Source organism: Mycobacterium sp. MAA66, from assembly GCF_041261665.1.
Classification (GTDB): domain Bacteria; phylum Actinomycetota; class Actinomycetes; order Mycobacteriales; family Mycobacteriaceae; genus Mycobacterium.
This window is the reverse complement of the sequence record NZ_JBGCCC010000001.1, coordinates 206889-231323: the sequence shown is the minus strand read 5'-3', so window position 1 is coordinate 231323 and position 24435 is coordinate 206889. Positions and strand designations below refer to the sequence as shown.

The 24435-nt window shown below is 64.6% G+C and carries 24 protein-coding genes; 8 read left to right on the top strand and 16 right to left on the bottom strand.

Annotated features, from left to right (window positions below):
* Positions 1–26 precede the first annotated feature (26 nt).
* Together ABIA30_RS01100 and ABIA30_RS01095 are read left to right on the top strand one after the other, a co-directional pair.
* Positions 27–362, top strand: a complete 336-nt coding sequence (locus tag ABIA30_RS01100; RefSeq protein WP_370061277.1) for a hypothetical protein — start codon at positions 27–29, stop codon at positions 360–362.
* An 80-nt stretch (positions 363–442) separates the two neighbouring features.
* On the top strand, positions 443–1231 hold the full coding sequence (locus tag ABIA30_RS01095; RefSeq protein WP_370061275.1) for an alpha/beta fold hydrolase: 789 nt from the start codon (positions 443–445) through the stop codon (positions 1229–1231).
* A 243-nt stretch (positions 1232–1474) separates the two neighbouring features.
* On the opposite strand, the gene ABIA30_RS01090 is transcribed toward ABIA30_RS01095, so the two are convergent.
* From ABIA30_RS01090 to ABIA30_RS01065, 6 genes are read right to left on the bottom strand one after another with little or no spacing between them, the layout of a single operon-like run.
* Positions 1475–1771: a hypothetical protein gene (locus tag ABIA30_RS01090; protein WP_370061273.1), complete on the bottom strand. Its 297-nt coding sequence runs from the start codon at positions 1769–1771 to the stop codon at positions 1475–1477.
* Positions 1772–1781: 10 nt separating this feature from the next.
* A complete protein-coding gene (locus tag ABIA30_RS01085; RefSeq protein WP_370061271.1) occupies positions 1782–3758 on the bottom strand; it encodes a hypothetical protein in 1977 nt (658 codons plus the stop codon).
* Positions 3759–3777: 19 nt separating this feature from the next.
* A complete protein-coding gene (locus ABIA30_RS01080) occupies positions 3778–3915 on the bottom strand; it encodes a hypothetical protein (RefSeq protein WP_370061270.1) in 138 nt (45 codons plus the stop codon).
* A 59-nt stretch (positions 3916–3974) separates the two neighbouring features.
* Positions 3975–5123: a class C beta-lactamase gene (gene ampC / locus ABIA30_RS01075; RefSeq protein WP_370061268.1), complete on the bottom strand. Its 1149-nt coding sequence runs from the start codon at positions 5121–5123 to the stop codon at positions 3975–3977.
* Between the two features lie 11 nt (positions 5124–5134).
* Complete coding sequence (locus tag ABIA30_RS01070; protein WP_370061266.1) at positions 5135–6070, bottom strand: alpha/beta hydrolase; 936 nt, start codon at positions 6068–6070, stop codon at positions 5135–5137.
* A gap of 2 nt (positions 6071–6072) precedes the next feature.
* A complete protein-coding gene (locus ABIA30_RS01065) occupies positions 6073–6996 on the bottom strand; it encodes an alpha/beta hydrolase (RefSeq protein WP_370061264.1) in 924 nt (307 codons plus the stop codon).
* A gap of 126 nt (positions 6997–7122) precedes the next feature.
* Here ABIA30_RS01065 and ABIA30_RS01060 point away from each other — a divergent pair, with 126 nt between their 5' ends.
* Positions 7123–7980 (top strand): helix-turn-helix transcriptional regulator, encoded by an 858-nt coding sequence (locus tag ABIA30_RS01060; RefSeq protein WP_370061262.1) that lies wholly within the window; start codon positions 7123–7125, stop codon positions 7978–7980.
* A 21-nt stretch (positions 7981–8001) separates the two neighbouring features.
* On the opposite strand, the gene ABIA30_RS01055 is transcribed toward ABIA30_RS01060, so the two are convergent.
* From ABIA30_RS01055 to serA, 4 genes are all read right to left on the bottom strand, one after another.
* Positions 8002–10170 (bottom strand): hypothetical protein, encoded by a 2169-nt coding sequence (locus ABIA30_RS01055; protein ID WP_370061260.1) that lies wholly within the window; start codon positions 10168–10170, stop codon positions 8002–8004.
* Positions 10171–10424: 254 nt separating this feature from the next.
* A complete protein-coding gene (locus ABIA30_RS01050) occupies positions 10425–10994 on the bottom strand; it encodes a hypothetical protein (protein ID WP_370061259.1) in 570 nt (189 codons plus the stop codon).
* 15 nt (positions 10995–11009) lie between these two features.
* On the bottom strand, positions 11010–12020 hold the full coding sequence (locus tag ABIA30_RS01045; protein WP_370061257.1) for a 3-isopropylmalate dehydrogenase: 1011 nt from the start codon (positions 12018–12020) through the stop codon (positions 11010–11012).
* Complete coding sequence (serA, locus tag ABIA30_RS01040) at positions 12017–13603, bottom strand: phosphoglycerate dehydrogenase (RefSeq protein WP_370061256.1); 1587 nt, start codon at positions 13601–13603, stop codon at positions 12017–12019. Before serA ends, ABIA30_RS01045 begins: the two co-directional genes overlap by 4 nt.
* 130 nt (positions 13604–13733) lie before the next feature.
* On the opposite strand from serA, the gene wrbA reads away from it, so the two are divergent.
* Positions 13734–14333: an NAD(P)H:quinone oxidoreductase gene (gene wrbA, locus ABIA30_RS01035; protein WP_370061254.1), complete on the top strand. Its 600-nt coding sequence runs from the start codon at positions 13734–13736 to the stop codon at positions 14331–14333.
* 36 nt (positions 14334–14369) lie between these two features.
* Here wrbA and ABIA30_RS01030 read toward each other — a convergent pair whose 3' ends face one another.
* Positions 14370–14741: a helix-turn-helix domain-containing protein gene (locus ABIA30_RS01030; protein ID WP_370061252.1), complete on the bottom strand. Its 372-nt coding sequence runs from the start codon at positions 14739–14741 to the stop codon at positions 14370–14372.
* Between the two features lie 103 nt (positions 14742–14844).
* Here ABIA30_RS01030 and ABIA30_RS01025 point away from each other — a divergent pair, with 103 nt between their 5' ends.
* Complete coding sequence (locus ABIA30_RS01025; protein WP_370061250.1) at positions 14845–15282, top strand: VOC family protein; 438 nt, start codon at positions 14845–14847, stop codon at positions 15280–15282.
* Between the two features lie 263 nt (positions 15283–15545).
* Here ABIA30_RS01025 and ilvC read toward each other — a convergent pair whose 3' ends face one another.
* From ilvC to ABIA30_RS01010, 3 genes are read right to left on the bottom strand one after another with little or no spacing between them, the layout of a single operon-like run.
* A complete protein-coding gene (ilvC, locus tag ABIA30_RS01020; protein WP_205848940.1) occupies positions 15546–16547 on the bottom strand; it encodes a ketol-acid reductoisomerase in 1002 nt (333 codons plus the stop codon).
* A 48-nt stretch (positions 16548–16595) separates the two neighbouring features.
* Complete coding sequence (gene ilvN, locus ABIA30_RS01015; protein ID WP_370063203.1) at positions 16596–17105, bottom strand: acetolactate synthase small subunit; 510 nt, start codon at positions 17103–17105, stop codon at positions 16596–16598.
* Positions 17102–18994: an acetolactate synthase large subunit gene (locus ABIA30_RS01010; RefSeq protein ID WP_370061248.1), complete on the bottom strand. Its 1893-nt coding sequence runs from the start codon at positions 18992–18994 to the stop codon at positions 17102–17104. The genes ilvN and ABIA30_RS01010 overlap by 4 nt, the downstream gene beginning before the upstream one ends.
* Positions 18995–19186: 192 nt before the next feature.
* Between ABIA30_RS01010 and ABIA30_RS01005 the strand changes: the two genes are divergently transcribed.
* A complete protein-coding gene (locus tag ABIA30_RS01005; RefSeq protein WP_370061247.1) occupies positions 19187–19588 on the top strand; it encodes a PH domain-containing protein in 402 nt (133 codons plus the stop codon).
* A 4-nt stretch (positions 19589–19592) separates the two neighbouring features.
* On the opposite strand, the gene ABIA30_RS01000 is transcribed toward ABIA30_RS01005, so the two are convergent.
* Complete coding sequence (locus tag ABIA30_RS01000; protein ID WP_370061245.1) at positions 19593–20438, bottom strand: DoxX family protein; 846 nt, start codon at positions 20436–20438, stop codon at positions 19593–19595.
* 142 nt (positions 20439–20580) lie between these two features.
* Here ABIA30_RS01000 and ABIA30_RS00995 point away from each other — a divergent pair, with 142 nt between their 5' ends.
* Both ABIA30_RS00995 and ABIA30_RS00990 read left to right on the top strand, forming a co-directional pair.
* On the top strand, positions 20581–21726 hold the full coding sequence (locus tag ABIA30_RS00995; protein ID WP_370061243.1) for a PQQ-dependent sugar dehydrogenase: 1146 nt from the start codon (positions 20581–20583) through the stop codon (positions 21724–21726).
* Between the two features lie 25 nt (positions 21727–21751).
* The gene (locus ABIA30_RS00990) at positions 21752–22882 is read left to right on the top strand and encodes a hypothetical protein (RefSeq protein WP_370061241.1); all 1131 of its coding nucleotides are present in this window, start codon (positions 21752–21754) and stop codon (positions 22880–22882) included.
* On the opposite strand, the gene gatB is transcribed toward ABIA30_RS00990, so the two are convergent.
* A complete protein-coding gene (gene gatB / locus ABIA30_RS00985) occupies positions 22879–24375 on the bottom strand; it encodes an Asp-tRNA(Asn)/Glu-tRNA(Gln) amidotransferase subunit GatB (RefSeq protein ID WP_370061239.1) in 1497 nt (498 codons plus the stop codon). The two genes, ABIA30_RS00990 and gatB, sit on opposite strands and share 4 nt — an antisense overlap.
* Positions 24376–24435 lie beyond the last annotated feature (60 nt).

The following is a 24435-nucleotide window of genomic DNA, read 5'->3' as shown; positions in this document are numbered from 1 at the left end:
CCGTCCCACCGTGGCATGGTGGATAGATGAGCGATGCACTGTACGACGACGGGCTGCTATTGCTTGACGCTGACGGGCTGACGATCCGCCGCTACTACTTTCCGCTGTGTACAGCGAAACGGTTGCCCTACAGCGACGTTCGCGGCATCGACGTGCGACCGCTGACCGCAATGACCGGTCGCGGTCGAATTTGGGGCACCGGGAGTGTGCGGCACTGGTTCCCACTGGACATGAAACGGCCTCGCAAACACCTTCTGGTGGTGATCGATGGCGGCCATTCAATTAAGCCATGCGTCACACCAACCGAACCGGAACGATTCATCGAGATCTTGCGCAGTCGCATCGGCGGACCTGCGCTATAGACTGCTGGCGACCGCACTACTGGTTGGTGAACGAGCCAGAAAGCCGAAACATGGCCACCGTAAACACAACCCTCGGCCCCGTGTACGTCGACGACCAAGGCCAACCAGGCCAGCCCGCGGTGTTGCTCTGGCCCAGTCTATTTACCGATCACCGCATGTGGCGCCATCAGATCGCCCCGCTGAATGAAGCAGGTTGGCGCACGCTCGCCCTTGATCCGCCCGGCCACGGACGCAGCCCTGGTCCCGGACGTCGCTTCTCCATGGACGAATGTGCACAGGCGGCCCTCGAGGTCCTCGAAGCCAGCGACGTTCACACACCGGTCATCGTCTGCGGCACCTCCTGGGGCGGGTTCGTTGCGCCACGAGTGGCGCTGCGCGCGCCGCAGCGCATCATCGCCATGGTGCTGTTCAATACGTCGGCTGAACGCGGCGCCGTGCTCGAGCGCGCCAAGGCGGCTCTGTTGACCAAGCTCCTGGCAATCGGCGCGCTCGACAAGGTGACCGGACCGATGATCGTGTCGGGACTATTGGCGGCCGAAACACAAAGGCAGGAGCCCGCACTCGGGACCGATCTGGCCGATCAATTCCTGAGCTGGGATCGCCGTCGCTTCATCGCGACCGTGCGTTCAGTGCTGATCGATCGAACGCCCGTTCTCGATGTCCTGCCTGAGGTGACGGTGCCCGCGCTCATCGTGTCCGGCAAACAGGACCGCACCCTGCCGTCGATCCATAGTGAGCGAATGGCCCAGAAGCTGCCCAACGCCCGCCACATCGAAGCCGCCGGCGCCGCGCACCTCGTCCCGCTGGAAGCACCAGACGAAGCCAACCCACTCATCCTCGACTTCCTGAAAGACCTCTCGTGGACGTAGCGATCGCGGGCGCAATCCTCGCGCCATTCCATCGCGTACGTCGTATGCCCTCTGCACAGAGAAGCTGCGATCCATGTTCAGATGCTGCGCGGGCAACGACAACTTGTTCAGGAGTCATCTCTAGACGCCCATATATAATTCGTCATCGAATCACATCGAGAGGCTCCTCAGGACTCGGTCAGCCCCTAATGCAGGCACTACGAAATAATAGTGGCTTCGAACTTATTCATCGCACTCGTACACTCACCTCAGTTGCCAACCCACGCATCTACCGATTTCAGTGAGCGCATCGGCTGGCAATTCGGGATGATTTTGCGCAAATCGCTTCATAATGTCCTCTACGCCCTCAGCAAGTGACATGTCACCCCACTCAATGGGCATCGAAGCCGCTTCCTTTACTAGGGCTGTCACGCTATGCGCAAGCGACTTGCCAGCCTCTTCGCCGTAAGCCTCAATCAATTTTGAACTGTCCACTCTCGGAATTGCCGAATCTTGAATACTCAGAACTACTGCCTGACCAATCTTATCTTCGTTCGCCATCTCTAGTCTCCTATCGCTCGAATACAACTCGCTCCATACCCGTATCGGGGTCGACCACTACGATACGAGTCACGTTTGGATTAGTCATCAACCGTGGTAGTTCTACATTCTCCCAGATATTGCCCGGCCTCAAATTCGATCCGATAACTGCGTGCACGTCACCTCTCGCATTTTCTGCATAAATACGCGACACCTCCGACCACCATTTTTCAGCCATCGGATTGTCCGGCGACCACTTGGGGGGTGAGATCTTGTTCGAGTCGATTAGCCCCTCGAGAGTTGTTCCATGGCTGCCCGCATACATATCTGCAGCTCCGCTGCCGCCCGCTGATTCCGGCCCCACCCCGATACCGTCACCATTTCGCCCAGACCAGAAATACGCCCCATCCGGTGGCGGTGTGAGCTGCGCGGAATCCGGCAATTGATACGGACCCACAAATCCGCCGTGCGGAACATCTCCGTCGCCTGAGGTCGAGTGGTGGATGTCGTCATTGCCCGCGCCAGCGTGAGGGCTATCAGCTGCGTTGCTTGGCTCGTGAGAACCAGTTCCCGCGGGCACATCAGCGCTGTTAGCCTCTCCCAGATTAGGCGGTTTGGCCGGAAGATGATCACCCGCACCAGCTCGCGGCGGCTCTCCCGGGTGTGTTACACCGGGACCGGCTGTATGGGGAGAATCCGGTGGGTAGGCGTCGAACAAACCGCGTGTGCCTCGCAACCGCTCCTCGGCCATCGCGGCTTGCGCTTCCGCGCCCGTCATTGCATGCGGGAGCACATCGCCGGCCGCAAACCCGGGCCCGGTCAGATCGAAGCCCTCACGGGTCAGCAACCGCTTGATTCCCTGCACCCCGAGCTCACCAACGGCCTTGGCTCCGACAGCCATTTCGGGTGCACCCACTGCCGCCGTTACTGCGTTGAACAGCAGCTCATCGTCCGGCGTGACCTTGCCTGGATCGAGTCGATTCATTCCGACCAGCTTGCCGTCCTTGAAGGTGAACGAGGTCTGCCGAGCTTGATCGAATATCTCGCCGGTGCCGTTCTTGAGCTGCCCGTACATCTGCACAGGCTGGCCATCGACGGTGTAGTCGCCGAACACATGACCGTCCGCTCCGACGGTCACCGCCCTCGGGTCCAGCTTCGAATAGTCCGGGATATTGCCCAAATCATCAAGTGCAGACGCCAATTCGCCCTTGAGCCGATTGACTTTGGCAAGCGCCGCCTCGCCTTCGGAAGTACCGGGACCATGCACATAGGCGTCGGCCGCAGCATCATCGAGGGCCTTCTGGATCGACCGCACCTTGGCCATCTGGTCAACGACCGCCTGATCGGTCAGCTGCTTCAACTGGTCCGTAGCCTGTTGAACAGCAGGATCAACGACCGGAATATCAGGTACTTCAGGAGCGAGCGGCGAACCGTTTGCCTTGAGCACCGCCTCAGCATCCGCGAGAACTGCCGCGTAGGTGGAGCGATAGCCGTGGATCTCCTCGCCGGCCTTCTCGACGAATTCGACAGCCAGTGCCTTAGCCACCTTCGACACATTCTGTGCCGTCGTCGGATCGGTGGCCATCAACCGATCGGCAGCATCCATCTGTTCGTCGACCGCGTGTAACTGCTGCTCCAAGGCCGCGATCTCGGCATCCGCGTCGCGCTGAGCTTTCGCCAATGCCGCAGCGATCGCCTCGTACTTGGTGGCGATCGCCTTCAATTGATCACGATGTGCTCCCACCGACGCGGTGATCCTTTGGACCTCGCCGGACTCATCGATGGGACTATGCGATCCGTCCGACACCCACGCATCACGAAACTGCTTGCGCGCATGGTCGAAATCGCTATCAACCTCGCCGGCGGCCACGCCCGCACGGTGAATCCCGTCGGCGATCGCATCGATCTTGCCCGGGTTGCCCGTCTGCAATGTCCGATTAATCTCCCACGGATCGACCCCAGCTTCACCAGCCAGCTCCGCACGAGTGAAGTGCTTGAACTCCCCCACCAGCTGCCCCTACGCCCGATCAGCCGGGCATCTGTCGATCGATCGACTCCCCCTGCAACACCTCCGCGCCCGAGGCCGCTGACGTCGCCGCATCATCACAGCGGCCGGCACCGGCATCCAGACCTTCAGGTGAAACAAACAAGCTCTGACCAGCCATCAAACGAGGCTACATCCGATCGCGACGCTCGCCGGACGCTTCTGTGTCACACCGCCGAATCACCCCAACGCCTGCAGTACCGCGTACGCCGCCGAGACCCGGGCCGGGATCGGAAAGTTCTTGTTGGCCAGCAGCACAACACCGATCTTCTTTGCCGGAACGAACACGGCGTACGCACCGAAACCATCGGTCGAACCGGTCTTGTTGAACAACGTCGGCCCAGAAGGTGACCCCGCCGGACGCACCGGATGCGGTTGTAACGCCATCGAAGTGGAATTTCCAGCCAGTAGCTGATCAAGCGTCACGGGGTACGGGTACTGCTCCCAGCCCAGTCCTTGCACCATGTCACCGACGGCGAAATAGCCGTTGTGCGTGGCGGTTACGGCCTGTTGAACGTCGGGGTCCAGCCGAGCCGGATCGATGTTTGCATCGATGAAGTCGATCAGGTCCGCGGCTGACGTCTTGACGCCATAGGCCTCTGAACTGAACTCGCCGGCATTCACCCGCCTCGGCTTCCCGTCCTTGTCCTCACCCCAAGCGTAGGGCGCACCGTCAGGCACGTGGATATAGCTCTGGCGCAGGCCAAGTTTCGGAAACAACTCCGATTGCATCAGCTCATCGAAACCAGTCTTGATCGCCAGCGACGTCACATACCCGAACAACCCGATACTCGGATTCGAATACTGGCGGATCTGCCCGGGCGGTGCTGCAGGCTGCCATTGCTGGAAATAACGCACCATCGCCGCGTCATCGGCCACCTCATCCGGGAACTGCAAGGGCAATCCGCCGGCGGTATAGGTACCGAGGTTCAGCAGCGTGGCCTGGTCGATGGGGTGACCGCTCAACTCAGGTAGGTACTTGCTCGGGTGATCGGTGAAGGAGATCTGGCCGCGCTGCTGCGCAAGGCCTGCCAGCGTCGCGGTGAATGTCTTGCTCAGCGAACCGATTTCGAAGACCGTGTCGCTGCCCACCGGCGCACGACTGTCCCGCGATGCGACTCCGAAGTTGAAGAATCGGTGCGTACCGCCGACGGTGACCGCCACCGCGATACCGGGTACCTGGTACTGATCCAGCACCGGTTGAATCGCGTTGTCGACCGCGACTGTCAACCGATCCGGCGACGGAGTAGGTGACGACGTGGGTGTCGAAGCAGAACACCCCGTCACCGTCAGCACCACAGCCAATACTGCGCTCAGGACCGCGCGCACCAAACCTCCCCCTACAGATGCCGTTTGAAGAACGGGATGACTTTCGCCAATGCCAAACCTACCGGTTCGGGCTTGTCGTACAGGTCGTAGTGCGACCAGCCTTCGGCCACGACAAGTTCTTTGTCCTTCGATGCCGCCCTCCGGTACGCCTCAAGTCCGTCCCGATATGCGCCGAAAGCTCCCGGCTTGTCACCGACCACAACGATCACCGGCTGGGTGAGCAACACTTCAAGTCTGTTGAACGCATCCCAGCCCACAGCGGTCGCCTGGTGAGAGAACAGCGAGCTGGTTGCGCCGTGGGGCTTCTCACCTCGCGGGGTTCGGTAGTACTCCGTGGCCTCGACGACATCGATCTCGGTGATTCCCTGCCGCACAGCGTCTCCTGGATCGGCCGGCAGCAGGTTATTCACCTGGCCGTCGGCTCCACGCGCCTCTGCGGTGCGCTGAGCCGCGACCTTTTCCAGAAAGCCTATCGGGTCATAATTCGAGAATGCCTCGTGCATCAACCGCCCGAAGTTGACACCGGTGATCGACGCGACCGCCTTGATCCGGCGTTCGGTTGTCGCCGCGTTGATCGCGTAAGCGCCGCCTCCGCACACGCCGATGACGCCGATCCGCTCGGCATCGACATACGGCAATGTCACCAGATGATCGATGACGAGGCTGATGTCCCGGACCCGCTGCGCTGGATCTTCGACGAACCTCGGCTCGCCCCCGCTGGCACCTTGGAAACTTGCGTCGAACGCGATGACCACGAACCCCTGTTCCGCCAATGCGGTGCCGTAGACATTGCCAGAAGTCTGCTCTTTGCAGCTGCCGATCGGGTGCACGCTGACGATTGCCGGGTACGTGCCGGCCGGGTCGAAGCCCGGTGGAAAGTAGATGTCAGCGGCGATGTCCCAGTACGGCGTCTTTACCGCGATGGTCTCGATGTTGTCCAGTGCCATGGTCAAATTCCTTCGATATTGAGGTGCTTGTTGAAGAACGAAACGGCCTCGGCCACTGCAAGATCCACGTATTTCGGAGCGTCGTAGAAGTCCATGTGTGTCGCCCCGTCGACCACCACAAGCTTCTTGGCGGTACGCACGCGGGAGTGCAATTCGGTTGACGCCCACAATGATCCGGCATCCGAGCCGGCCACCAGGAGAAGCGGCTGGGTCAACAGATGCTCCACCAGATGGAATGCGTCGTAGCCGAGGATCTTGTCGAGGCTCTTGGCCATCAGATACTTGTTCTGAGCGTTGGGGTGCTGAGCGCGCGGCGTCAGGTAGTAATTGTGGGCCTGCGCCAGGTCGTAAGGCACACTTTCGTCGAGTTCCGTTGGGACATAAGGCGCATATGCCGGTGCAGCTCCCTGCGATTCCACGGTGCGCTGCGCGGCTGCGGCCTGCAATGTCGCCACGGCGTCGGAGTCCGGGCCTGTGCCATACCACCCGCGCCGCCAGGCCGCCCCGATGTTCACCGCACTGACCGTGCCCACCGCCTTGATCCGGTGATCGGTGAAGGCTGCGTTGACCGCGTATCCACCACCGGCGCACACCCCCCACACACCAATGCGCTCAGCGTCGACGTAGGGCAAAGACTGCAGGTGGTCCACGGCAGCTCGGACGTCCTCCACCCGCGCCGACGGGTCCTCCAGGAAATGTGGTTCACCCCCGCTCTCACCCTGGTGCGACGCATCGAAAGCCAGCGTCACGAAACCCTGTGCGGCCAACTTCTCCGCGTACAGACCAGCGGTCTGCTCCTTTACTCCGCCGCCGGGATGCACGACGACCAGCGCGGCATAGCCGCCGGCAGCGTCAAAATTTGGCGGTAGAAAGACGTTGCCCGTCATGGTGATCGGGCCGTTGGGAAAGCTCACCGAGTTGCTCATCAGGTACTCCTTGCCTTGGGGTCCGAAACCAAGACAACACCGCCGGCCCGCCCCGTGCCAGGGGCAGCTGAACCAGGGTCCAGCAAACCTCCTTTTACGACGGTTACCCCCTCTACTGTGGAATACATGGACCAGCGCACGGACATCCGTGACTTTCTGACGTCCCGGCGCGCGCGAATAACCCCACAACAGGCCGGGATTCCCGACTACGGTGCCAAGCGACGGGTACCCGGCCTACGTCGTGAAGAAGTGGCGCTGCTGGCCGGTATCAGCGTGGACTACTACACCCGTCTGGAACGCGGCAACCTCGGCGGCGTCTCCGACTCCGTGCTCAATTCGGTGGCTACCGTGCTTCAGCTCGACGAAGCCGAACGCGCGCACTTATTCGATCTGATCAAGTTCGACCAAGGATCCCGACGCACGCGACGTAAGAACACCGCCACGCAGATTCGACCGAGCATTCAACAGATTCTCGACGCGCTGATGGGCGTGCCCGCCTGGGTGAGCAACGACCGACTGGACGTGGTTGCCACCAATCCACTCGGTGCCGAGCTCTACCGTGACGCCGTCACCGGTGTGCGAGGGCGGGTCAACATCGCCCGATTCCTGTTCCTGGACCAGCGAGCACGCGACTTCTTCGTCGACTGGGACCAGCACGCCGACAACGCCGTTGCGATTCTGCGCAATGCGGCGGCGCGCGATCCCTACGACGAGCAGCTCACCGGCCTGATCGGTGAATTGAGCACGCGCAGTAGCGAATTCCGGGTCCGATGGGGAGCGCACAACGTGCGCTTCCACCGCTCGGGACCAAAGGCGCTCAAGCATCCGGAGGTCGGCGAACTCGACCTGACCTTCGACGCACTGGAATTGCCGGCCGACCCTGGCCTGACGCTGTATGCGATGACCGCAGAACCGAATTCACCGACAGCGGAGCGGCTGAAGCTGCTGGGCAGCCTGGCTGCCACCAGACAGTTGAGCGGCTAGGTATCGATCACCACTGCAAGGTCACGGGATTGGGCATTTCGGTGTTGAGCACGCGGGGGCTGCCCTTGGCGCAGGTGCTGGAGCGGGCCGCGGAGCCGGCGGAGGCGGCGCCTGATGTACGGGCGGTGCCTGTCGGACGGGCTGCGGAGCCGGGGCCTGCGGGGCAGGCGCGCGTCGGACGGGGGCTTCGGGTGCCGGAGTCTGCACCCTGGGCGCGGGAGCCTCCATCTTCGGAGCAGGAGCCTCCACCTTGGGCGCCGGAGCCTCCACCTTCGGAGCAGGAGCCTCCACCTTGGGCGCGGGAGTTTCCTCCTTGGGCGCGGGAGCCTCCTGCACCGACTGTTCCGGTGCAGTCCTCTGCTGAGGTGGCTCTTGCCGTTTCGGTATCACCGGACTGGTCGGAGCTTCCGAGGCCGGCGCCCGCGGAACCGCGTTGACCTCATCCGGTACCGAAGCCTCATGAGGCGGAACCACCGCAGGCTCTGGCGGGGTTGCCGGTTTCAGATCGGTCGGAGGTACCACCGCGGGGTTGGGCGAATCAACCTTCGGCGCGACAATCGACTGCCCCGCAGGAGGGTTCGATCCTGCTCCCGGCGTATTGTCCGCCGGCACGGGCGCCGGCTTTCCTTGCTTGCCTTGGGGTTTGGTGACGGTCGGCGGCGCGGAGACAGGCACCGGCGCGAGCTTGGGCGCAGTGAATCCGGGAGATACCTTCGATGGCGGCACAGTCGGGACCGGCGCAGTCAATGCCGGTGGCGCCACGGACTTTTGGTTGTTGGTAACGGGCGTGGTGAGCCGCTGCCCTGACGTCGAAGCCGGCGGCGACAGGGCGGCGCTGGTCGTCCGCGCGGTCAGGTCTTTGGTGACGTCGCGGGCGGACTTGCCGGCGAGATCCTTCATCAGCGGACCGGAAGTACTTGTCGCCTTGTCGTTGGAAATAAACTGTGCCAGTGAGGCATTCAGGTTCACGACCGGCGACGAGACGTGCGCCTTGATGTCGTTGGAACTCACCGTGGTGGCCGACGGCGCCCAGTCGCGGTTGCGCGGGTCATGCCAGTCTCGGTTCTTGTTCCAGTCTTGGTACAGATTCGGGTTGAATCCGTGGGCCTGGTCCCATTGGGTGCGGCGATAGACGGGATCGTCGTTCTGGAACTTCCACTGGTAGTACTGCTCGTACTGGTGATGGTTGTTGTACCAGTTTTGATCGCGCGGATCACCGGGGTGGTCACGGCGTTGGCCCCATTCGTTCCGACCGTCACGGTCCCAGCCATTGCGGTCGTAACCGGCCCAGTTGCAGCCGCCCCAGTTGTAGCCCCAGTGGTCATAACCCCAACGGTCGTAACCCCAACGGTCATAGCCCCAACGGTCGAAGCCGAGGAAGTCGTATCCGTACTGGTTGTAGCCGCCGAGGTCGTAGTTGTACCAACTGGTGGGGTTGTAGCCGTAGAGCTGTCCCCATGACGGGTCGTAATAGCCCAGGTCTTGCAGGTTCGGTGTCAACGGAGGATCAACGGGCTGCGACCAGTCGGCCGCCGGAACGGCCGGAACATCGGGCGGCAGTGGAACCGAATCGTCGGACTGCTGGCTGATGGCTGCCGCATCGCCGGCGTCAGTTGGGGCCTGGTATCCCCACGTTGGGGCACTCGAGTTCATCGGCGCCGCGTCAGGGGCCGACGACGGGGTGCCCGGATCGGTTGCCTGCGGCGCCGCAGGTGGGGCGGCGGGTAGCGCCGGTAGTTGCTGCGCCGAATCAGGGGTGTACTGCAGAAGTTGTTGTGTCAGTTGCAAATAGAGGTTCTGCAGACTGGTCTGCTGGGGCGACGGCGACAAGTAGTCCAGATCCTGCTTGGCCTGGTTGAGCGCCGTGCGGGCGTCGGTGAGCTGATCGGGCGTGGGCTGCTGCCCACTGCCCAGGATGTCCTGTGCCTTCTTCAGATCGGTGACGACGGCGGTCAGGGCAACGTCTTGCGCGTGCCCGGGAAACACCGTCTTGTCGATACCCCACAGGGTTCCTCCGGGCGAGGACTCGTATGAAGCACCCAGCAGGCCTGCGACCAGTAACACGGCGACTCCCCCGGCAATGGCCGCCTTGCGCCGAGGAGACCGACGCCGGAACCGGGGACGCTGCGGCGCAGGTTCACCGAACTGCACGACATTCTCGTACCCGGGTGGAGAACTGAAAGTCGTCATGTCGAACTCCTCAACTACGACCGGTGGCCGCCGTCGCGTCGCTCCCGACCGCGCGATTTCGGATGTTTAGGTGCTTGCTGGCGATGGCCGGCATCCACACCCGCCACGACTAATAAGCACAACTAAAGGTTACGCAGCACGGCGACGGCCGCCAGTGTCGTGGGGCGATTCTCATCAAGCCATAGCCCTCACATAGCTACGCACAGGAAGCCCTGGAGCCCAGTCACTTTCAGCACACGTGTCACACCGGGAAGCTAGGCCTTGCGGGGCGCGATCATCACCGCCGCAGCAAAGAAGCAGAGCGCCCCGACGAACGTGCCGACATTGGCCAGCCACGCATCTTCGGTGACGCCGGTCTTACTGACGAACGCCGCCAGGGCCGAAATCGCGAACGCCACGCAGCCGATCATGTTGGTCCAGCTTGCCCGCCAGTCAACGGATTTCGGCGACCAGAGGCCGACGGCCAGCACCGCCAGCAGACCGCTGGCGAGAAAGGCCAGCGAGCCGGTCGCATCGGGCGCCCACACATAGCGACGCTCGGCCAGCACGGCATGTGCCAGCACAGCGGCACCCGTGCTCACGTTGAACAGGACGGTACCCATGAATTGAATTGCCGCCGACCACCATTGGATTCCGCGTAGCGCCAGCGCATATTGCATCCAACCGGCCGTGGTGAAGAACCACGAACCGACGAAACACAACACATTCGCGGCGCCCGCCCCGGCCAGCATGGGAAAGCCCGGCACGGTGGCCACGGCGAAGAACGACGATCCGATCGCGAACAGCCAGCACTGCCGGGTGAGAGTGGCGAACGGGGCTGTCACCGCGACGAAATCGAGCTAGAGCAGCCCGACGATCCGGTCACCGGTCTGCGACGTGGACAGCTTGGTGTCACCGCGCGTCGCCAGATGCTCGGCCACCGCCTTCTCGACCCGCGCCGCGGCAGCAGTCTCACCGAGGTGGGTCAGCAGCAGTGCCACGCTGATGATCGCCGCCGTCGGATCAGCGATCCCCTGGCCCGCGATATCGGGCGCGCTGCCGTGCACCGGTTCGAACATCGATGGGTTGGTACCAGTGGCGTCGATGTTGCCCGACGCGGCCAGGCCGATGCCGCCCGACACCGCGGCGGCCAGGTCCGTGATGATGTCGCCGAACAGGTTGTCGGTGACGATCACGTCGAAGCGGCCCGGGTCGGTGACCATGTGGATGGTCGCGGCATCGATGTGCTGGTAAGCGGTTTCGACGTCCGGGTACTCGGCACCGATCTCAGCGACGGTGCGGGTCCACAGCGAACCGGCATAAGCCAGCACGTTGTTCTTGTGCACCAGGGTCAGGTGCTTGCGACGAGTGCGGGCCTTCTCGAACGCGTATCGCACCACGCGCTCGACGCCGAATCGGGTGTTGGTGGACACCTCGGTGGCGACCTCATGCGGGGTGCCCACGCGGATCGCGCCACCGGTTCCCGTGTAGGGGCCTTCGGTGCCCTCGCGCACGACGATGAAGTCGATCTCCGGGTTGCCGGCCAGCGGGCTGTCGACACCGGCGAACAACTTCGACGGCCGCAAGTTCACGTGGTGGTCCAGCGCGAACCGCATGTTCAGCAGCAGACCGCGCTCCAGCACGCCGCTGGGCACCGACGGATCACCGATGGCGCCCAACAGAATTGCGTCGTAGCCCTTGAGCTCGTCGACCATGCCCTCGGGCAGAGTCTCTCCGGTCTCGTGATAGCGCTTGGCACCCAGGTTGTACTCGGTGCGCTCGACACCGGGCAGCAGCACGTCCAGTACCTTCAGCGCCTCGGCGATGACCTCGGGGCCGATGCCGTCACCGGCGATGACTGCGAGCTTCACGACAGGTCCACCAGTTCGAGAGTCGTTGCGCCGACGGCGGATTCGATGGCGCCGAGCACGTCGGCCGGCACCTGGCGGTCCAGGCGGAGCATGATCGTCGCGCCGCTGCCTTCGGCATCCTGGGACAGCTGCGCGGCCAGGATGTTGACATCGGCAGCACCGAGCAGGGTGCCGATCTTGCCCAGGGCACCGGGCTGGTCGCCGTAGTTGATGATCAGGTTGACGCCCTCGGCACGCAGGTCGAGGTTGCGGCCGTTGATCTGAACAATCTTCTCGACCTGCTGCGGTCCGGACAGTGTGCCGGCCACGTTGATCACCGAACCGTCGGCCGCCACCGCACGCACATCGACGACGCTGCGGTGGTTGGGGCTTTCCGACTCGGTGCTGATGGTGGCCTCGACACCACGCTCGGCGGCCAGCGCCGGGGCGTTGACGAACGTCACCTGGTCCTCGATCACCGCGGAGAACAGGCCACGCAGCGCCGAAAGCTTCAGTACCTCAACGCTTTCAGCGGCAAGCTCGCCGCGCACCTGCACGTCCAACGACGCGGGCAGAACCGGAGCCAGCGCGCCGGCCAGCACACCGAGCTTGCGCACCAGATCCAGCCACGGCGACACCTCTTCGCCGACCGCACCGCCACCGACATTGACCGCGTCCGGCACGAATTCACCGGCCAGGGCCAGCTTCACGCTCGCCGCGACGTCGGTGCCGGCCCGGTCCTGGGCCTCTTCGGTGGAAGCCCCCAGGTGCGGGGTGACGACGACCTGCGGCAGCTCGAACAACGGGCTGTCGGTGCAGGGCTCGGTGGCGAACACGTCCAGACCCGCGGCACGAACATGGCCGCTGTTGATCGCGTCGGCCAATGCCTGCTCATCGATCAGGCCGCCGCGCGCAGCATTGACGATGATCACGCCCGGCTTGGTCTTGGCCAGGTTTTCCTTGCCGATCAGGCCGGCCGTTTCCTTGGTCTTGGGCAGGTGCACCGAGATGAAATCTGCCCGACCCAAAAGCTCATCGAGGGTCAGCAATTCGATGCCCAGCTGCGCGGCGCGGGCCTGCGAGACGTAGGGGTCATAGGCGACGATGTGCGTACCGAACGCGGCGAGACGCTGAGCGACCAGCTGGCCGATCCGGCCCAGGCCGACCACACCGACGGTCTTGTCGAAGATCTCGGTGCCGGAGAACTTCGAGCGCTTCCAGGTGTGCTCGCGCAGGGTGGCGTCGGCCGCCGGGATCTGCCGCGCCGCAGACAGCAGCAGGGCCAGCGCATGCTCGGCGGCGCTGTGGATGTTGGAGGTCGGGGCGTTGACCACCAGCACACCGCGGGCGGTGGCAGCGTCGACGTCGACGTTGTCCAGGCCGACGCCGGCACGGGCCACGATCTTGAGCTTGGGCGCGGCGGCCAACACCTCGGCGTCCACGGTGGTGGCCGAACGCACCAGCAGCGCGTCGGCTTCGGGCACGGCGGCCAGCAGCTTTTCACGGTCCGGGCCGTCCACCCAACGGACCTCTACCTGGTCACCGAGCGCGGCGACGGTCGATTCGGCGAGTTTGTCAGCGATGAGTACGACAGGAAGGCTCACGCGGCAAGGATAGTGGTCCACATCGCGCGCATCCCAATCGCGGTTACCTTCATCACGGTGCGGACCACGCCCGGCGTGAACGCACGGTGAAGACGCCCCGCCATCGACGCCGGAGTGGTTGGCTGGACGGATGACCAAGCTATCTGTCATCTACTACTCCGCGACCGGACACGGCACCACGATGGCGCGTCGAATCGCCGCCACCGCAGAAGCGGCCGGCGCCGAAGTACGGGTGCGGCCCGTCGCCGAGACCGCAGACCCCGCGTCGTTCGCCCACAACCCGGCCTGGACCGCGAATTACGAAGCAACCAAAGACCTTCCGACCGCATCCGGCGACGACATCGTGTGGGCCGATGCGGTGATCTTCGGCTCTCCCACCCGATTCGGCTCGGTCTCCTCGCAATTGCGCGGATTCTTGGACTCGCTCGGCGGACTGTGGTCACAGGGCCAGCTGGCCGACAAGGTCTACGCGGGGTTCACCTCGAGCAACACCGCGCACGGCGGCCAGGAGACGACGCTGCTGTCGCTGTACATCACGCTGATCCACTGGGGCGGGATCATCGTGCCGCCCGGCTACACCGACCCGCTCAAATTCGCCGACGGCAACCCCTACGGTGTGAGCCTGCTGGCCAACCACGACAACATCAGCGAGTTCGACGAGGCCACCGACAACGCGCTGGAGCACCTGGCCCGGCGGGTCGTGCAGGTCGCCGACCGGCTCGGTTCCTGACCTCCGACACGTTGGGGTGTTTGCGATCTGGGCGGATCAGCCCGGTGCGCGGTCACGAAACCGGCTGTGCAAGGACTGTTTGGAGACACCAAGGACCCGAGCAACCTCGGGCCACGACCACCCGGCCGCTCGCGCTTGGATGATGGCTCGCTCATAGCGAACCTTCGCATCTGCAAGCCCGTCGCGGGCGTCGGCCAGTGCACGCCGGCTGGTGCCGCCAAAGAAGTCGGCCAGGACTGGGTCTGCTACGGGTTCGGGCGGTGGCTCATCGAAATCATCGAGGTCGCCACCGGGCGGGTCAGGGTCCAGGCCGTTCGCGAGTCGGTGCGCGCGGGCCGCGTCTTCAAGTTCCTGCAGCGCACGCCGAGCCAGCTCACGCATGTACGGATCATCAGTTGGCCCGCCCATATCGGCACTCCCCTCGACATGCCGGAGTATGCGGCGCGGCACCGACAACCTTGGCGGAATCGGGCTACTGAACTAGCGGCGCCAACTCGGTAGCGTGCAAAACATGGCCATCAAACTTGAGAACGTCGGCATCGCCGTTCGCGATCTCGAAGCAGCGATCTCCTTTTTCACCGATCTCGGTCTTACCGTCATCGGTCGCGACACGGTCAGCGGTGAGTGGACCGACACGGCCGTCGGTCTCGACGGCAACCACGCCAACATAGCGATGCTCGAGACGCCGGACGGTAACGGTCGCCTGGAGCTCTTCGAATACATCCACCCAGAGGCGATCGACTCGAAGCCCACTGTTCCCAACGAGGTCGGGATGCACCGCGTCGCGTTCTCCGTCGACGACATAGACCAAGCCCTTGAGATAGCCGCCAGACACGGATGCCACCCGCTTCGCGGCGTGGCGACCTATCAGGACGTCTACAAGTTGACCTACGTCCGTGGTCCGAGCGGCATCATCGTCATGCTCGCCGAAGAGCTGAGCAAGAACTGACCCAAGATCCGCGGGCCTGTCACAACATGTTCGATCCCGAACGGTCAACATTCCTTGACCGTCAAGGAAAGTTGACGACTCCGGATCGCACATGCCGACCAAGACAGAAGCCCTCCCAGGTTGGCATTGCACCGCGGTGGCGGGTAGCGGCGTCAAGGCAAGGCCAACGGATGGGCTCGCCTGAAACGGCGAAAGGCCAGTTATTGCATGCCTTTTCGTGAATTGCATGCAATAACTGGCCAGTGAGCGCCAGGCGCTGGAGACTAGGCAGTCTCGGTGATCGGCCGGTCGACCCAGCTCATCAGGTCGCGCAGCTTCTTGCCGGTGACCTCGATCGGGTGCTCGGCATTGGCCTTACGCAGACCTTCGAGCTCCTTGTTGCCGCCCTCGACGTTGGCGACCAGCCGCTTGACGAAGGTGCCGTCCTGGATGTCCTTCAGGATCGCGCGCATGCGCTCCTTGGTGTCGGCGTCGATGACCCGCGGGCCCGACAGGTAGCCACCGAACTCGGCGGTGTCGGACACCGAGTAGTTCATCCGGGCGATACCACCTTCGTACATCAGGTCAACGATGAGCTTGAGCTCGTGCAGCACCTCGAAGTAGGCCATCTCGGGGGCGTAACCGGCCTCGACCATGACCTCGAAGCCGGCCTTCACCAGCTCCTCGGTGCCACCACACAGCACGGCCTGCTCACCGAACAGGTCGGTCTCGGTCTCTTCCTTGAAATCGGTCTTGATGACGCCGGCCCGGGTGCCACCGATGCCCTTGGCGTAGGACAGCGCCAGCGCCTGGCCTTCACCCTTGGGGTCCTGGTGCACAGCGATCAGCGCGGGCACGCCCTTGCCGTCGACGAACTGACGACGCACCAGGTGACCGGGGCCCTTGGGGGCAACCATGCCGATGGTGACGTTGGCCGGGGGCTTGATCAGGCCGAAGTGGATGTTGAGGCCGTGACCGAAGAACAGCGCGTTGCCGTCCTCCAGGTTCGGCTCGATGTCGTTGGTGAAGATCTCGGCCTGCGCAGTGTCGGGCGCCAGCAGCATGATCACGTCGGCCCACTTGGCGACCTCGGCCGGGGTGTCGACCTCCAGGCCCTGCTCGGTGACCTTCTCGCGGGACTTCGACCCTTCCTTCAGGCCGACCTTGACCTGAACGCCCGAGTCGCGCAGCGAAAGCGAATGCGCGTGTCCCTGGCTGCCATAGCCGATGACACCGACCTTGCGACCCTGAATGATCGACAGATCGGCATCGTCGTCGTAGAACATCTCAACTGCCACTTGCGTTTTCCTTATCTTGATTGTGTTGTTCGAAGACTATTTGGTGGTGCCGATACCGCGGGGGCCTCGCGCCAACGACACGATGCCGGACTGCACCAGCTCACGGATACCGTACGGCTCGAGCACCCGCATCAATGCGTCGAGCTTCTCCTGGGTGCCGGTGGCCTCGACCGTCAGCGATTCGGTCGACACATCGACGACCTTGGCGCGGAACAGGTTCACCGCCTCGATGATCTGACCGCGGGTGCTCGCGTCGGCGCGCACCTTGATCAGCGCCAGCTCCCGGGACACCGAGTTGTCCGACTCCTGCTCGACGATCTTGATCACGTTGATCAGCTTGTTCAGCTGCTTGGTGATCTGCTCCAGCGGGAAGTAGTCCTCGACGCAGACCACGATGGTCATCCGGGACATGTTCTTCTGCTCGGTGGCACCCACCGCCAGCGACTGGATGTTGAAGCCGCGCCGAGAGAACAGCGCCGCCACCCGGGCGAGCACACCGGGCGTGTCCTCGACCAGGACCGAGAGAGTGTGAGTAGTAGCCATCAGACCTGTTCCTCGTTGTCGAACAGCGGCCGGATGTCGCGCGCCGCCATGATCTCGTCGTTGCTGGTGCCCGCGGCGACCATCGGCCACACCTGTGCGTCGGCGCCGACGATGAAGTCGATCACCACCGGGCGGTCGTTGATCTCGCGCGCCTGCCGGATGACGTCCTCGACGTCTTCGGCACGCTCACAACGCAATCCGACGCAACCCAGTGCCTCGGCCAGCTTCACGAAATCCGGAATCCGGTGGCTGTGGGTGGCCAGGTCGGTGTTGGAGTAACGCTGGTCGTAGAACAGCGTCTGCCACTGCCGCACCATGCCGAGGTTGCCGTTGTTGATCAGCGCCACCTTGATCGGCGCACCTTCGACCGCGCAGGTGGCCAGCTCCTGATTGGTCATCTGGAAGCAGCCGTCGCCATCGATGGCCCACACCTCGGCCTCGGGCCGGGCGAACTTCGCACCCATCGCGGCCGGGATCGAAAAGCCCATGGTGCCCAGGCCACCGGAGTTCAGCCAGGTCTTCGGGTTCTCGTACTTGATGAACTGCGCGGCCCACATCTGGTGCTGGCCGACGCCCGCGACGTACAGCGCTTCCGGGCCGGCCATCTGGCCCAGCTTCTCGATGACGTACTCGGGGCTAAGGCTGCCGTCGCTCTGCGGGCCATAGCTCAGCGGGTAGGTGGACTTGATGTCGTTCAGGTACGTCCACCAATCGGCCAGATCGAGCGTGTCGGCCGCAACCCCGTCGCGGCGCAGCGCCTCCAGCAGGTCGACGATGACGTTCTTGATGTCACCGACGATCGGCACGTCCGCATGCCGGTTCTTGCCGATCTCGGCCGGGTCGATGTCGGCGTGGATCACCTTGGCGTCCGGCGCGAACGACGACAGCTGACCGGTGACCCGGTCGTCGAAGCGGGTGCCCAGCGCGATCAGCAGATCACTCCTCTGCAGCGCCGCCACCGCCGAGACCGTGCCGTGCATGCCCGGCATACCCATGTGCTGGGGGTGGCTGTCCGGGAAGGCGCCGCGGGCCATCAAGGTGGTGACGACGGGGATACCGGTCAGCTCTGCCAACTCCCGCAGCTCGGCACTGGCCTCGCCGCGGATGATCCCGCCGCCGACATACAGCACCGGCTTCCGCGCGGCCGCGATCAGCTTGGCGGCCTCGCGCACCTGCCGACTGTGCGGCTTGGTGTTCGGCTTGTAGCCGGGCAGGTCGATCTCCGGCGGCCAGCTGAAGGTGCACTGGCCCTGCAGCACGTCCTTGGGGATGTCGACGAGCACCGCACCGGGCCGGCCAGTGGCCGCGATGTGGAACGCCTCGGCGATCACCTTGGCGATGTCATCGCCGTTGCGGACCAGGAAGTTGTGCTTGGTGATCGGCATGGTGATGCCGGAGATGTCGGCTTCCTGGAAGGCGTCGGTGCCGATCAGGCCGCGGCCGACCTGACCGGTGATGGCGACGACCGGGATGGAGTCCATCTGGGCGTCGGCCAGCGGGGTGACCAGGTTGGTGGCGCCCGGGCCGGAGGTGGCCATCATGACGCCGACCTTGCCGGTGGCGTGGGCGTAGCCGGATGCGGCATGGCCGGCGCCCTGCTCGTGCCGGACCAGCACGTGGCGGACCTTCTTGGAATCGAACAGCGGGTCATAGACCGGCAGCACCGCGCCGCCGGGGATGCCGAAGATGGTGTCGACGTCGAGTTCCTCCAACGACCGGACGACGGCCTGCGCACCGGTCATCTGTTGCGGGGCAACCGTTCTCGGCTGCGCGACGCCGTTGGTCTGGGACGCCGCCTGGGGCGGTCGCGTGGTCGGTGCGCTCACTGTGGTCCTCTTGTCGGTGTTCTCTGCGGTGTGGTTCTCGGGCAAACAAAAAACCCCCGTCAGCATGGGTGGCTGTACGAGGGTTGCGCGTCGATGCTTGTAGTCGGCTTACACAGCCTGGTCACGCACCAACGCGCCCAATTACTACGAGCATTCCCGAGGTCTGCATAACCGCTGACGGTAGTCGCCGGGGCGGGCCCCGGTCAAATCACCTCTCGCGATGGTGGTCACATCGCGACCACCTGGGAAGATGGTGGGGTGAGTTCACGATCCACGTCCTCAGCAGCCAACCCCGTCGTCATCCGGATCCCGGCGATCGCCCATCTGGCGGTGGGTTTCCTCGCGCTCGGTCTGCTGGCGCTGGTGTTCGCCGCACCGGTCTGGTGTGCCGCACTGCTGGTGATCCCCATCGTGTTGTCGGCCATGGTGATCCGCTACCGCACCATTGCCGATCGGGACACCGTCACCGCGCGCTCGCTGGGCGGCAGCCGAACCGTCAGGTGGCAGGACATCAAAGGGCTGCGGTTCAACAAGTCCGCGTGGGCGAAGGCCGAACTCACCGATGGGTCGCTGCTGCGTCTGCCCGGCGTCACCTTCGCGACCTTGCCGCTGCTGACCGCGGCCAGCGGTGGCGTGGTGCCGAACCCCTACAACGAGTGAGCCGCTAACCCAGCGGGTTGGTGCCGTTCAACAACATCCACACGCCGACGCCGATCCCGATGCCGGCGATCAATGCGATCAACGAGCCGATGAACGGGCGACGCGCCCAGCCACGTCCGGCATCGAATCCGTACCGGCCCGGACCGGTCAGCGTCAGCGCCGCGGCCACCACGATCAAGCTGACCTGGTACTCGTGCCCGTCGGGCAGGAAATACGGGAAGTAGCCGTGAGTGGTCTGCGCCGCCACGGTCACGCCAAGGCTGTTGATCAGATAGGCCAGCGCGGCAGCGGACGCCAACGGGCTGAACAAGCCGAGCACCAGCAGCACCCCGGCGCCGATCTCGATCCCCACTGCCGCGTAACTCAGCAGACTGGCGTGCTGGTAGCCCACAGAGGCCAGCGTGTGCTGGAACGCATTCAGACCCGGACCACCCCACCAGCCGAAGGCCTTCTGCAGGCCGTGCGCCACCAGCCAGGCACCCAGACCGACGCGGAGCACCATCAGCCCCAGGTCCTGGGTACCGCGGCGACCGGCAGCCCGGATCCGCTGATCGAGTTCGGACGGTTCTATCTCGGCCGGTTCGGCCGATTGGTCTGTCTGACGTTCGCCGGGCTGCACATACGGCAGCGGCTCGGGCTCCCCCAGCAGGCTGAATCCGGATTGTTCGGACGACGAGGCCGACGGGGTGTCGTACCGCGGGATCGCGGTGGTCGCGGCTTCGCGAGCGGCAGTATTGAAGTTGGTGATGGGCAAATCGTCTTCGGGGTCGACCAGGCGCGCCGACGCGGGCCTGGCGGCCGACTCATCAGGTCGTTGCCAACCACGAGGGTCATCGGAGGTACTGGTCACAATTTCCAGCGTAAGTGCAATTGCCCTGCTCGTCGCGGATTGGCGCGGCGGTTCGGGCAGTCGGTTCGCCGGATCCGGCCGAAAACCACGCCCTTCACCCTCCCGTGGCGAGCACCGCGCAGCGATCCGTAACCTGGCCTGCATGAGATTGCGCCGGTCGACGCGGCATGCCCGGACCAGCCCCGCAGTGGTACTCGCCGCCGTGGTCTCCGCAACTTTGCTGGCGACCACCGGTTGCGCTCGTTTCGACTCGGCCGCCTCGGCCCCGTTCACCACCGAACCCGAACGTGGGCCGGGCGCGACCAGCACACCGCCGCCCCCGCCGCCGCTACCCGACAAACCATTCCCGAAGGCGTGTGTGGCACCCGGGGTGATGCAGGGCTGCCTGGACAGCACCAGCGGCCTGATCATGGGCCCCGACAGTCACTCGGCCTTGGTCGCCGAGCGCCTCACCGGCGCAGTCCAGCAGATCTCGGCGACCGCAGAACCCAAGCTCAAAGTGGTCATCCCGGTCGATCCCTCGGGTGACGGCGGCTTGCTCGACATCGTGCTCTCGCCGACCTACAAGCAGGACCGCTTGATGTACGCCTACATCAGCACGCCGACCGACAACCGGGTGATCCGAATCGCCGACGGTGACGTGCCCAAGCCGATTCTGACCGGCATTCCCAAGGGTCCGGTGGGCAACATCGGTGCCCTGATCTTCACCAGCCCGACCACTCTGGTGGTGCTCACGGGCGACGCGGGCAACCCGGCCGCCGCCGCCGATCCGGCTTCGCTGGCGGGCAAGCTGCTGCGCATCGAACAGCCCACGACGGTGAACCAGGCACCCCAGACGACCGCGCTGAGCGGACTCGGTTCCGGTGGAGCCATGTGCATCGATTCGTCCGACGGCTCGCTGTATGTCACGGACCGGACCCCGACGGCGGACCGGTTGCAGCGCATCACGAAAGACTCCAAGGTCTCGACCGTGTGGACCTGGCCCGATCGTCCCGGCGTCGCCGGTTGCGCGGCCACCGACGGCACCGTGCTGGTCAACCTGGTGAACACCAAGCAGACCGTGGCCGTGCGGATGGCCAAGGACACCGGCGCGGTGACCGGCGACCCCGAGGTGGTCCGGCAGGACACCCACGGGCATGCCTTCGCGCTGAAGCTCTCCCCCGACGGCAACGTCTGGGGCGCGACGGTGAACAAGACCGCCGGCGACGCGGCAAAGAACGACGACGTGGTCTTCCCGCTGTTCCCGCAGGGCGGTGGATTCCCGCGCAACACCGACGACAAGACCTGACGCCCCGCATGTCAGGTGTGCGCGAATGATGCAGTCATGCCAGCCGGACATCGCCCGGCTGGCCGGGTTCCTTGGGTACTCCTGCGATGACCCGACGGGCTTGGTCCATGTGCACAACCCGCTGTCGCTGACCAACTGGACGCTGCCGGTGGTCGAACTGCTGATGATCACCGGAGCCGTGCTCGCGTTGTGGTTCGCGATTCGGCGACTGCGGCGCGCGGGCGACCCGAGCTCCCTGGTGCTGTGGCTGGCGTCGGTGATCTACGCGGTGATGATCGAGCCGCCACAACACTTTCCGGGCGCCATGGGCATCCAACAGCTCGGCATCGTCTGCGCCCACAACATCTTCACCGTCGACTTCCTCTACGACAGCCTGCCGCTCTACATCGTCGCCCTCTACCCCGCAGTGGTGACGCTGGCGTTCGACATCGTGCGGGCCGTCGGGATTTTCGCCCGACGCGGAGCGGCGGTCGGCGCGGTGTGCGTGGGATTCGTGCACGGCTGTTTCTATGAGGTGTTCGACCATCTCGGCCCGCAGCTGCGGTGGTGGGTCTGGAACGGCGCGAACCCGCTCAACCATCCGGCACTGGGCTCGGTGCCGGTGGGCAGCGTGGTCAACTTCGCCATGTTCGGCCCCGCCGCTCTTGGCCTGCTGGTGTACCTGCTGGTCACCAAACCGTTCGCCGCCGGCCGGCCGATATCGCCCTGGTCGATGCTGTGGCGGGTTCCGGTCACCGGAGTGCTCGCCCCGCTGGCGATGGCGGTGTTGAGCTTGCCGAGCGTGTTGCTGATCAACCACGGCATCGCCCGCAGCGCGCTGTTCGGCTTGGAGATCGCCGCGTTCGTCATGATCGCGGCGCCGGCTCTGGTACAGGAATGGCGCGCCGCACGCCGCGGTGTGGGCACCAGCTACCCCAGTTCGTACGTGCGGATATTCGGGACGATGTACCTGCTGACCTTCGCGGCGTTGTGGCTCAGCGCGCTACCCGATTTCGCCGGAGCCATCGACGGAGTCACCGGAACGGGTACCCCGATCGGTAATCTTCCTTACGCCGCACTGTGCTTCCTGGTGGCCGGGTACTGCGTTGCAGGGGTCTCCACCCTCGCCGACATCCACAACCCGGCCAATCCTGCGAGCCGACCAACAGGGGTCTAGCTACAGGCAGCGATCACCAGTTCGCGCACCCGGGCCGCGTCGGCCTGCCCCTTGGTGGCCTTCATGACCGCGCCGACGATAGCGCCGGCGGCCTGCACCTTGCCACCACGAATCTTCTCGGCGATATCCGGTTGGGCGGCCAACGCCTCATCGATCGCGGCCTGGATCAGCGAATCGTCGCGCACCACAACCAGTCCGCGGTCATTCATCACCTGCTCGGGCTCGCCCTCGCCGGCCAGCACTCCCTCGACCACCTGCCGGGCCAGCTTGTTGGACAGCTTGCCGTCGTCGACCAGCTTGACCACGGCCGCCACCTGCGCCGGAGTGATCGCCAGTTCCTCGAGCGTCACCTCGGACTCGTTGGCTTTCTGCACCAGGAAGTTGCCCCACCAGGCGCGGGCCGCCTCGCTGGACGCGCCACGGGCTACGGTGGCCGCCACCAGCTCCACCGCACCGGCGTTCACCAGGTCGCGCATCACCTCGTCGGAGATACCCCAGTCGTCCTGAATCCTCTTGCGTGCCAACCACGGAAGCTCACCGATGGTGCCGCGCAGCCGCTCGACCAGCTCGGCGGACGGGGCGATGGGCTCCAGGTCCGGCTCCGGGAAATACCGGTAGTCCTCGGCGGTCTCCTTGCTCCGGCCGGAGGTGGTGTGACCGTCTTCGTGGAAGTGCCGGGTCTCCTGGGTGATGGTGCCACCGGCCTGCAGTACAGCGGCCTGCCGCCGCATCTCGTAGCGGACAGCCACCTCGACACTCTTGAGCGAGTTCACGTTCTTGGTCTCGGTGCGGGTGCCGAATTCGGCGGCACCCTTGAGCTTCAATGAGACGTTGGAGTCGCAGCGCATCGAGCCCTGGTCCATCCGCACGTCGGAAACGTCCAAGGAGCGCAACAGGTCTCGCAGCGCGGTCACGTAGGCGCGGGCGATCTCCGGAGCCCGCTCGCCGGCACCCTCGATCGGCTTGGTCACGATCTCGACCAACGGCACGCCGGCCCGGTTGAAGTCGGCCAGCGAGGTGGTGGCGCCGGAGATCCGGCCGGTGTCGCTGCCCAGGTGCGTCAGCTTGCCGGTGTCTTCCTCCATGTGGGCACGTTCGATCTCCACCCGCCAGGTGGTGCCGTCTTCCAGTGGCACATCCAGGTAGCCGTTCACTGCGATCGGCTCGTCGTACTGGCTGATCTGGTAGTTCTTCGGCTGGTCCGGGTAGAAGTAGTTCTTCCGGGCGAACCGGCCCCACGGTGCGATGCCGCAGTTCAGCGCGAGGCCGATCCGGATCGCCGACTCCACGGCGGCCTCGTTGACCACCGGCAGCGAGCCGGGCAGCCCCAGGCAGACCGGGCACACCAAGGTGTTGGGCTCGGCACCGAACCGGTTGGCACAGCCGCAGAACATCTTCGTCGCGGTGGACAGTTCGACGTGAACTTCCATTCCCATGACGGGTTCGTACGTCGCGATGACGTCGTCGTAGTCGACAAGAGCAGCGTCAGCCATGAAGTGAATCCTAGTGACTGCGGTAGGTCGGCTCGACGCGCCGGTCGCTCAGCCGGGGAG

What these genes read in the sequence shown, in the direction of transcription:
- ilvC (WP_205848940.1), bottom strand. Translation starts at nt 16,547, where the DNA reads ATGTTCTACGACGACGATGCCGATCTGTCGATCATTCAGGGTCGCAAG.
- gatB (WP_370061239.1), bottom strand. Translation starts at nt 24,375, where the DNA reads ATGGCTGACGCTGCTCTTGTCGACTACGACGACGTCATCGCGACGTAC.
- ABIA30_RS01090 (WP_370061273.1), bottom strand. Translation starts at nt 1,771, where the DNA reads ATGGCGAACGAAGATAAGATTGGTCAGGCAGTAGTTCTGAGTATTCAA.
- ABIA30_RS01030 (WP_370061252.1), bottom strand. Translation starts at nt 14,741, where the DNA reads ATGGGCGGGCCAACTGATGATCCGTACATGCGTGAGCTGGCTCGGCGT.
- ABIA30_RS01010 (WP_370061248.1), bottom strand. Translation starts at nt 18,994, where the DNA reads ATGCTGACGGGGGTTTTTTGTTTGCCCGAGAACCACACCGCAGAGAAC.
- wrbA (WP_370061254.1), top strand. Translation starts at nt 13,734, where the DNA reads ATGACCAAGCTATCTGTCATCTACTACTCCGCGACCGGACACGGCACC.
- ABIA30_RS01100 (WP_370061277.1), top strand. Translation starts at nt 27, where the DNA reads ATGAGCGATGCACTGTACGACGACGGGCTGCTATTGCTTGACGCTGAC.
- ABIA30_RS00995 (WP_370061243.1), top strand. Translation starts at nt 20,581, where the DNA reads ATGAGATTGCGCCGGTCGACGCGGCATGCCCGGACCAGCCCCGCAGTG.
- ABIA30_RS01065 (WP_370061264.1), bottom strand. Translation starts at nt 6,996, where the DNA reads ATGAGCAACTCGGTGAGCTTTCCCAACGGCCCGATCACCATGACGGGC.
- ABIA30_RS01060 (WP_370061262.1), top strand. Translation starts at nt 7,123, where the DNA reads ATGGACCAGCGCACGGACATCCGTGACTTTCTGACGTCCCGGCGCGCG.
- ABIA30_RS01055 (WP_370061260.1), bottom strand. Translation starts at nt 10,170, where the DNA reads ATGACGACTTTCAGTTCTCCACCCGGGTACGAGAATGTCGTGCAGTTC.
- ABIA30_RS01025 (WP_370061250.1), top strand. Translation starts at nt 14,845, where the DNA reads ATGGCCATCAAACTTGAGAACGTCGGCATCGCCGTTCGCGATCTCGAA.
- ABIA30_RS01070 (WP_370061266.1), bottom strand. Translation starts at nt 6,070, where the DNA reads ATGGCACTGGACAACATCGAGACCATCGCGGTAAAGACGCCGTACTGG.
- ABIA30_RS00990 (WP_370061241.1), top strand. Translation starts at nt 21,752, where the DNA reads ATGATGCAGTCATGCCAGCCGGACATCGCCCGGCTGGCCGGGTTCCTT.
- ABIA30_RS01080 (WP_370061270.1), bottom strand. Translation starts at nt 3,915, where the DNA reads ATGGCTGGTCAGAGCTTGTTTGTTTCACCTGAAGGTCTGGATGCCGGT.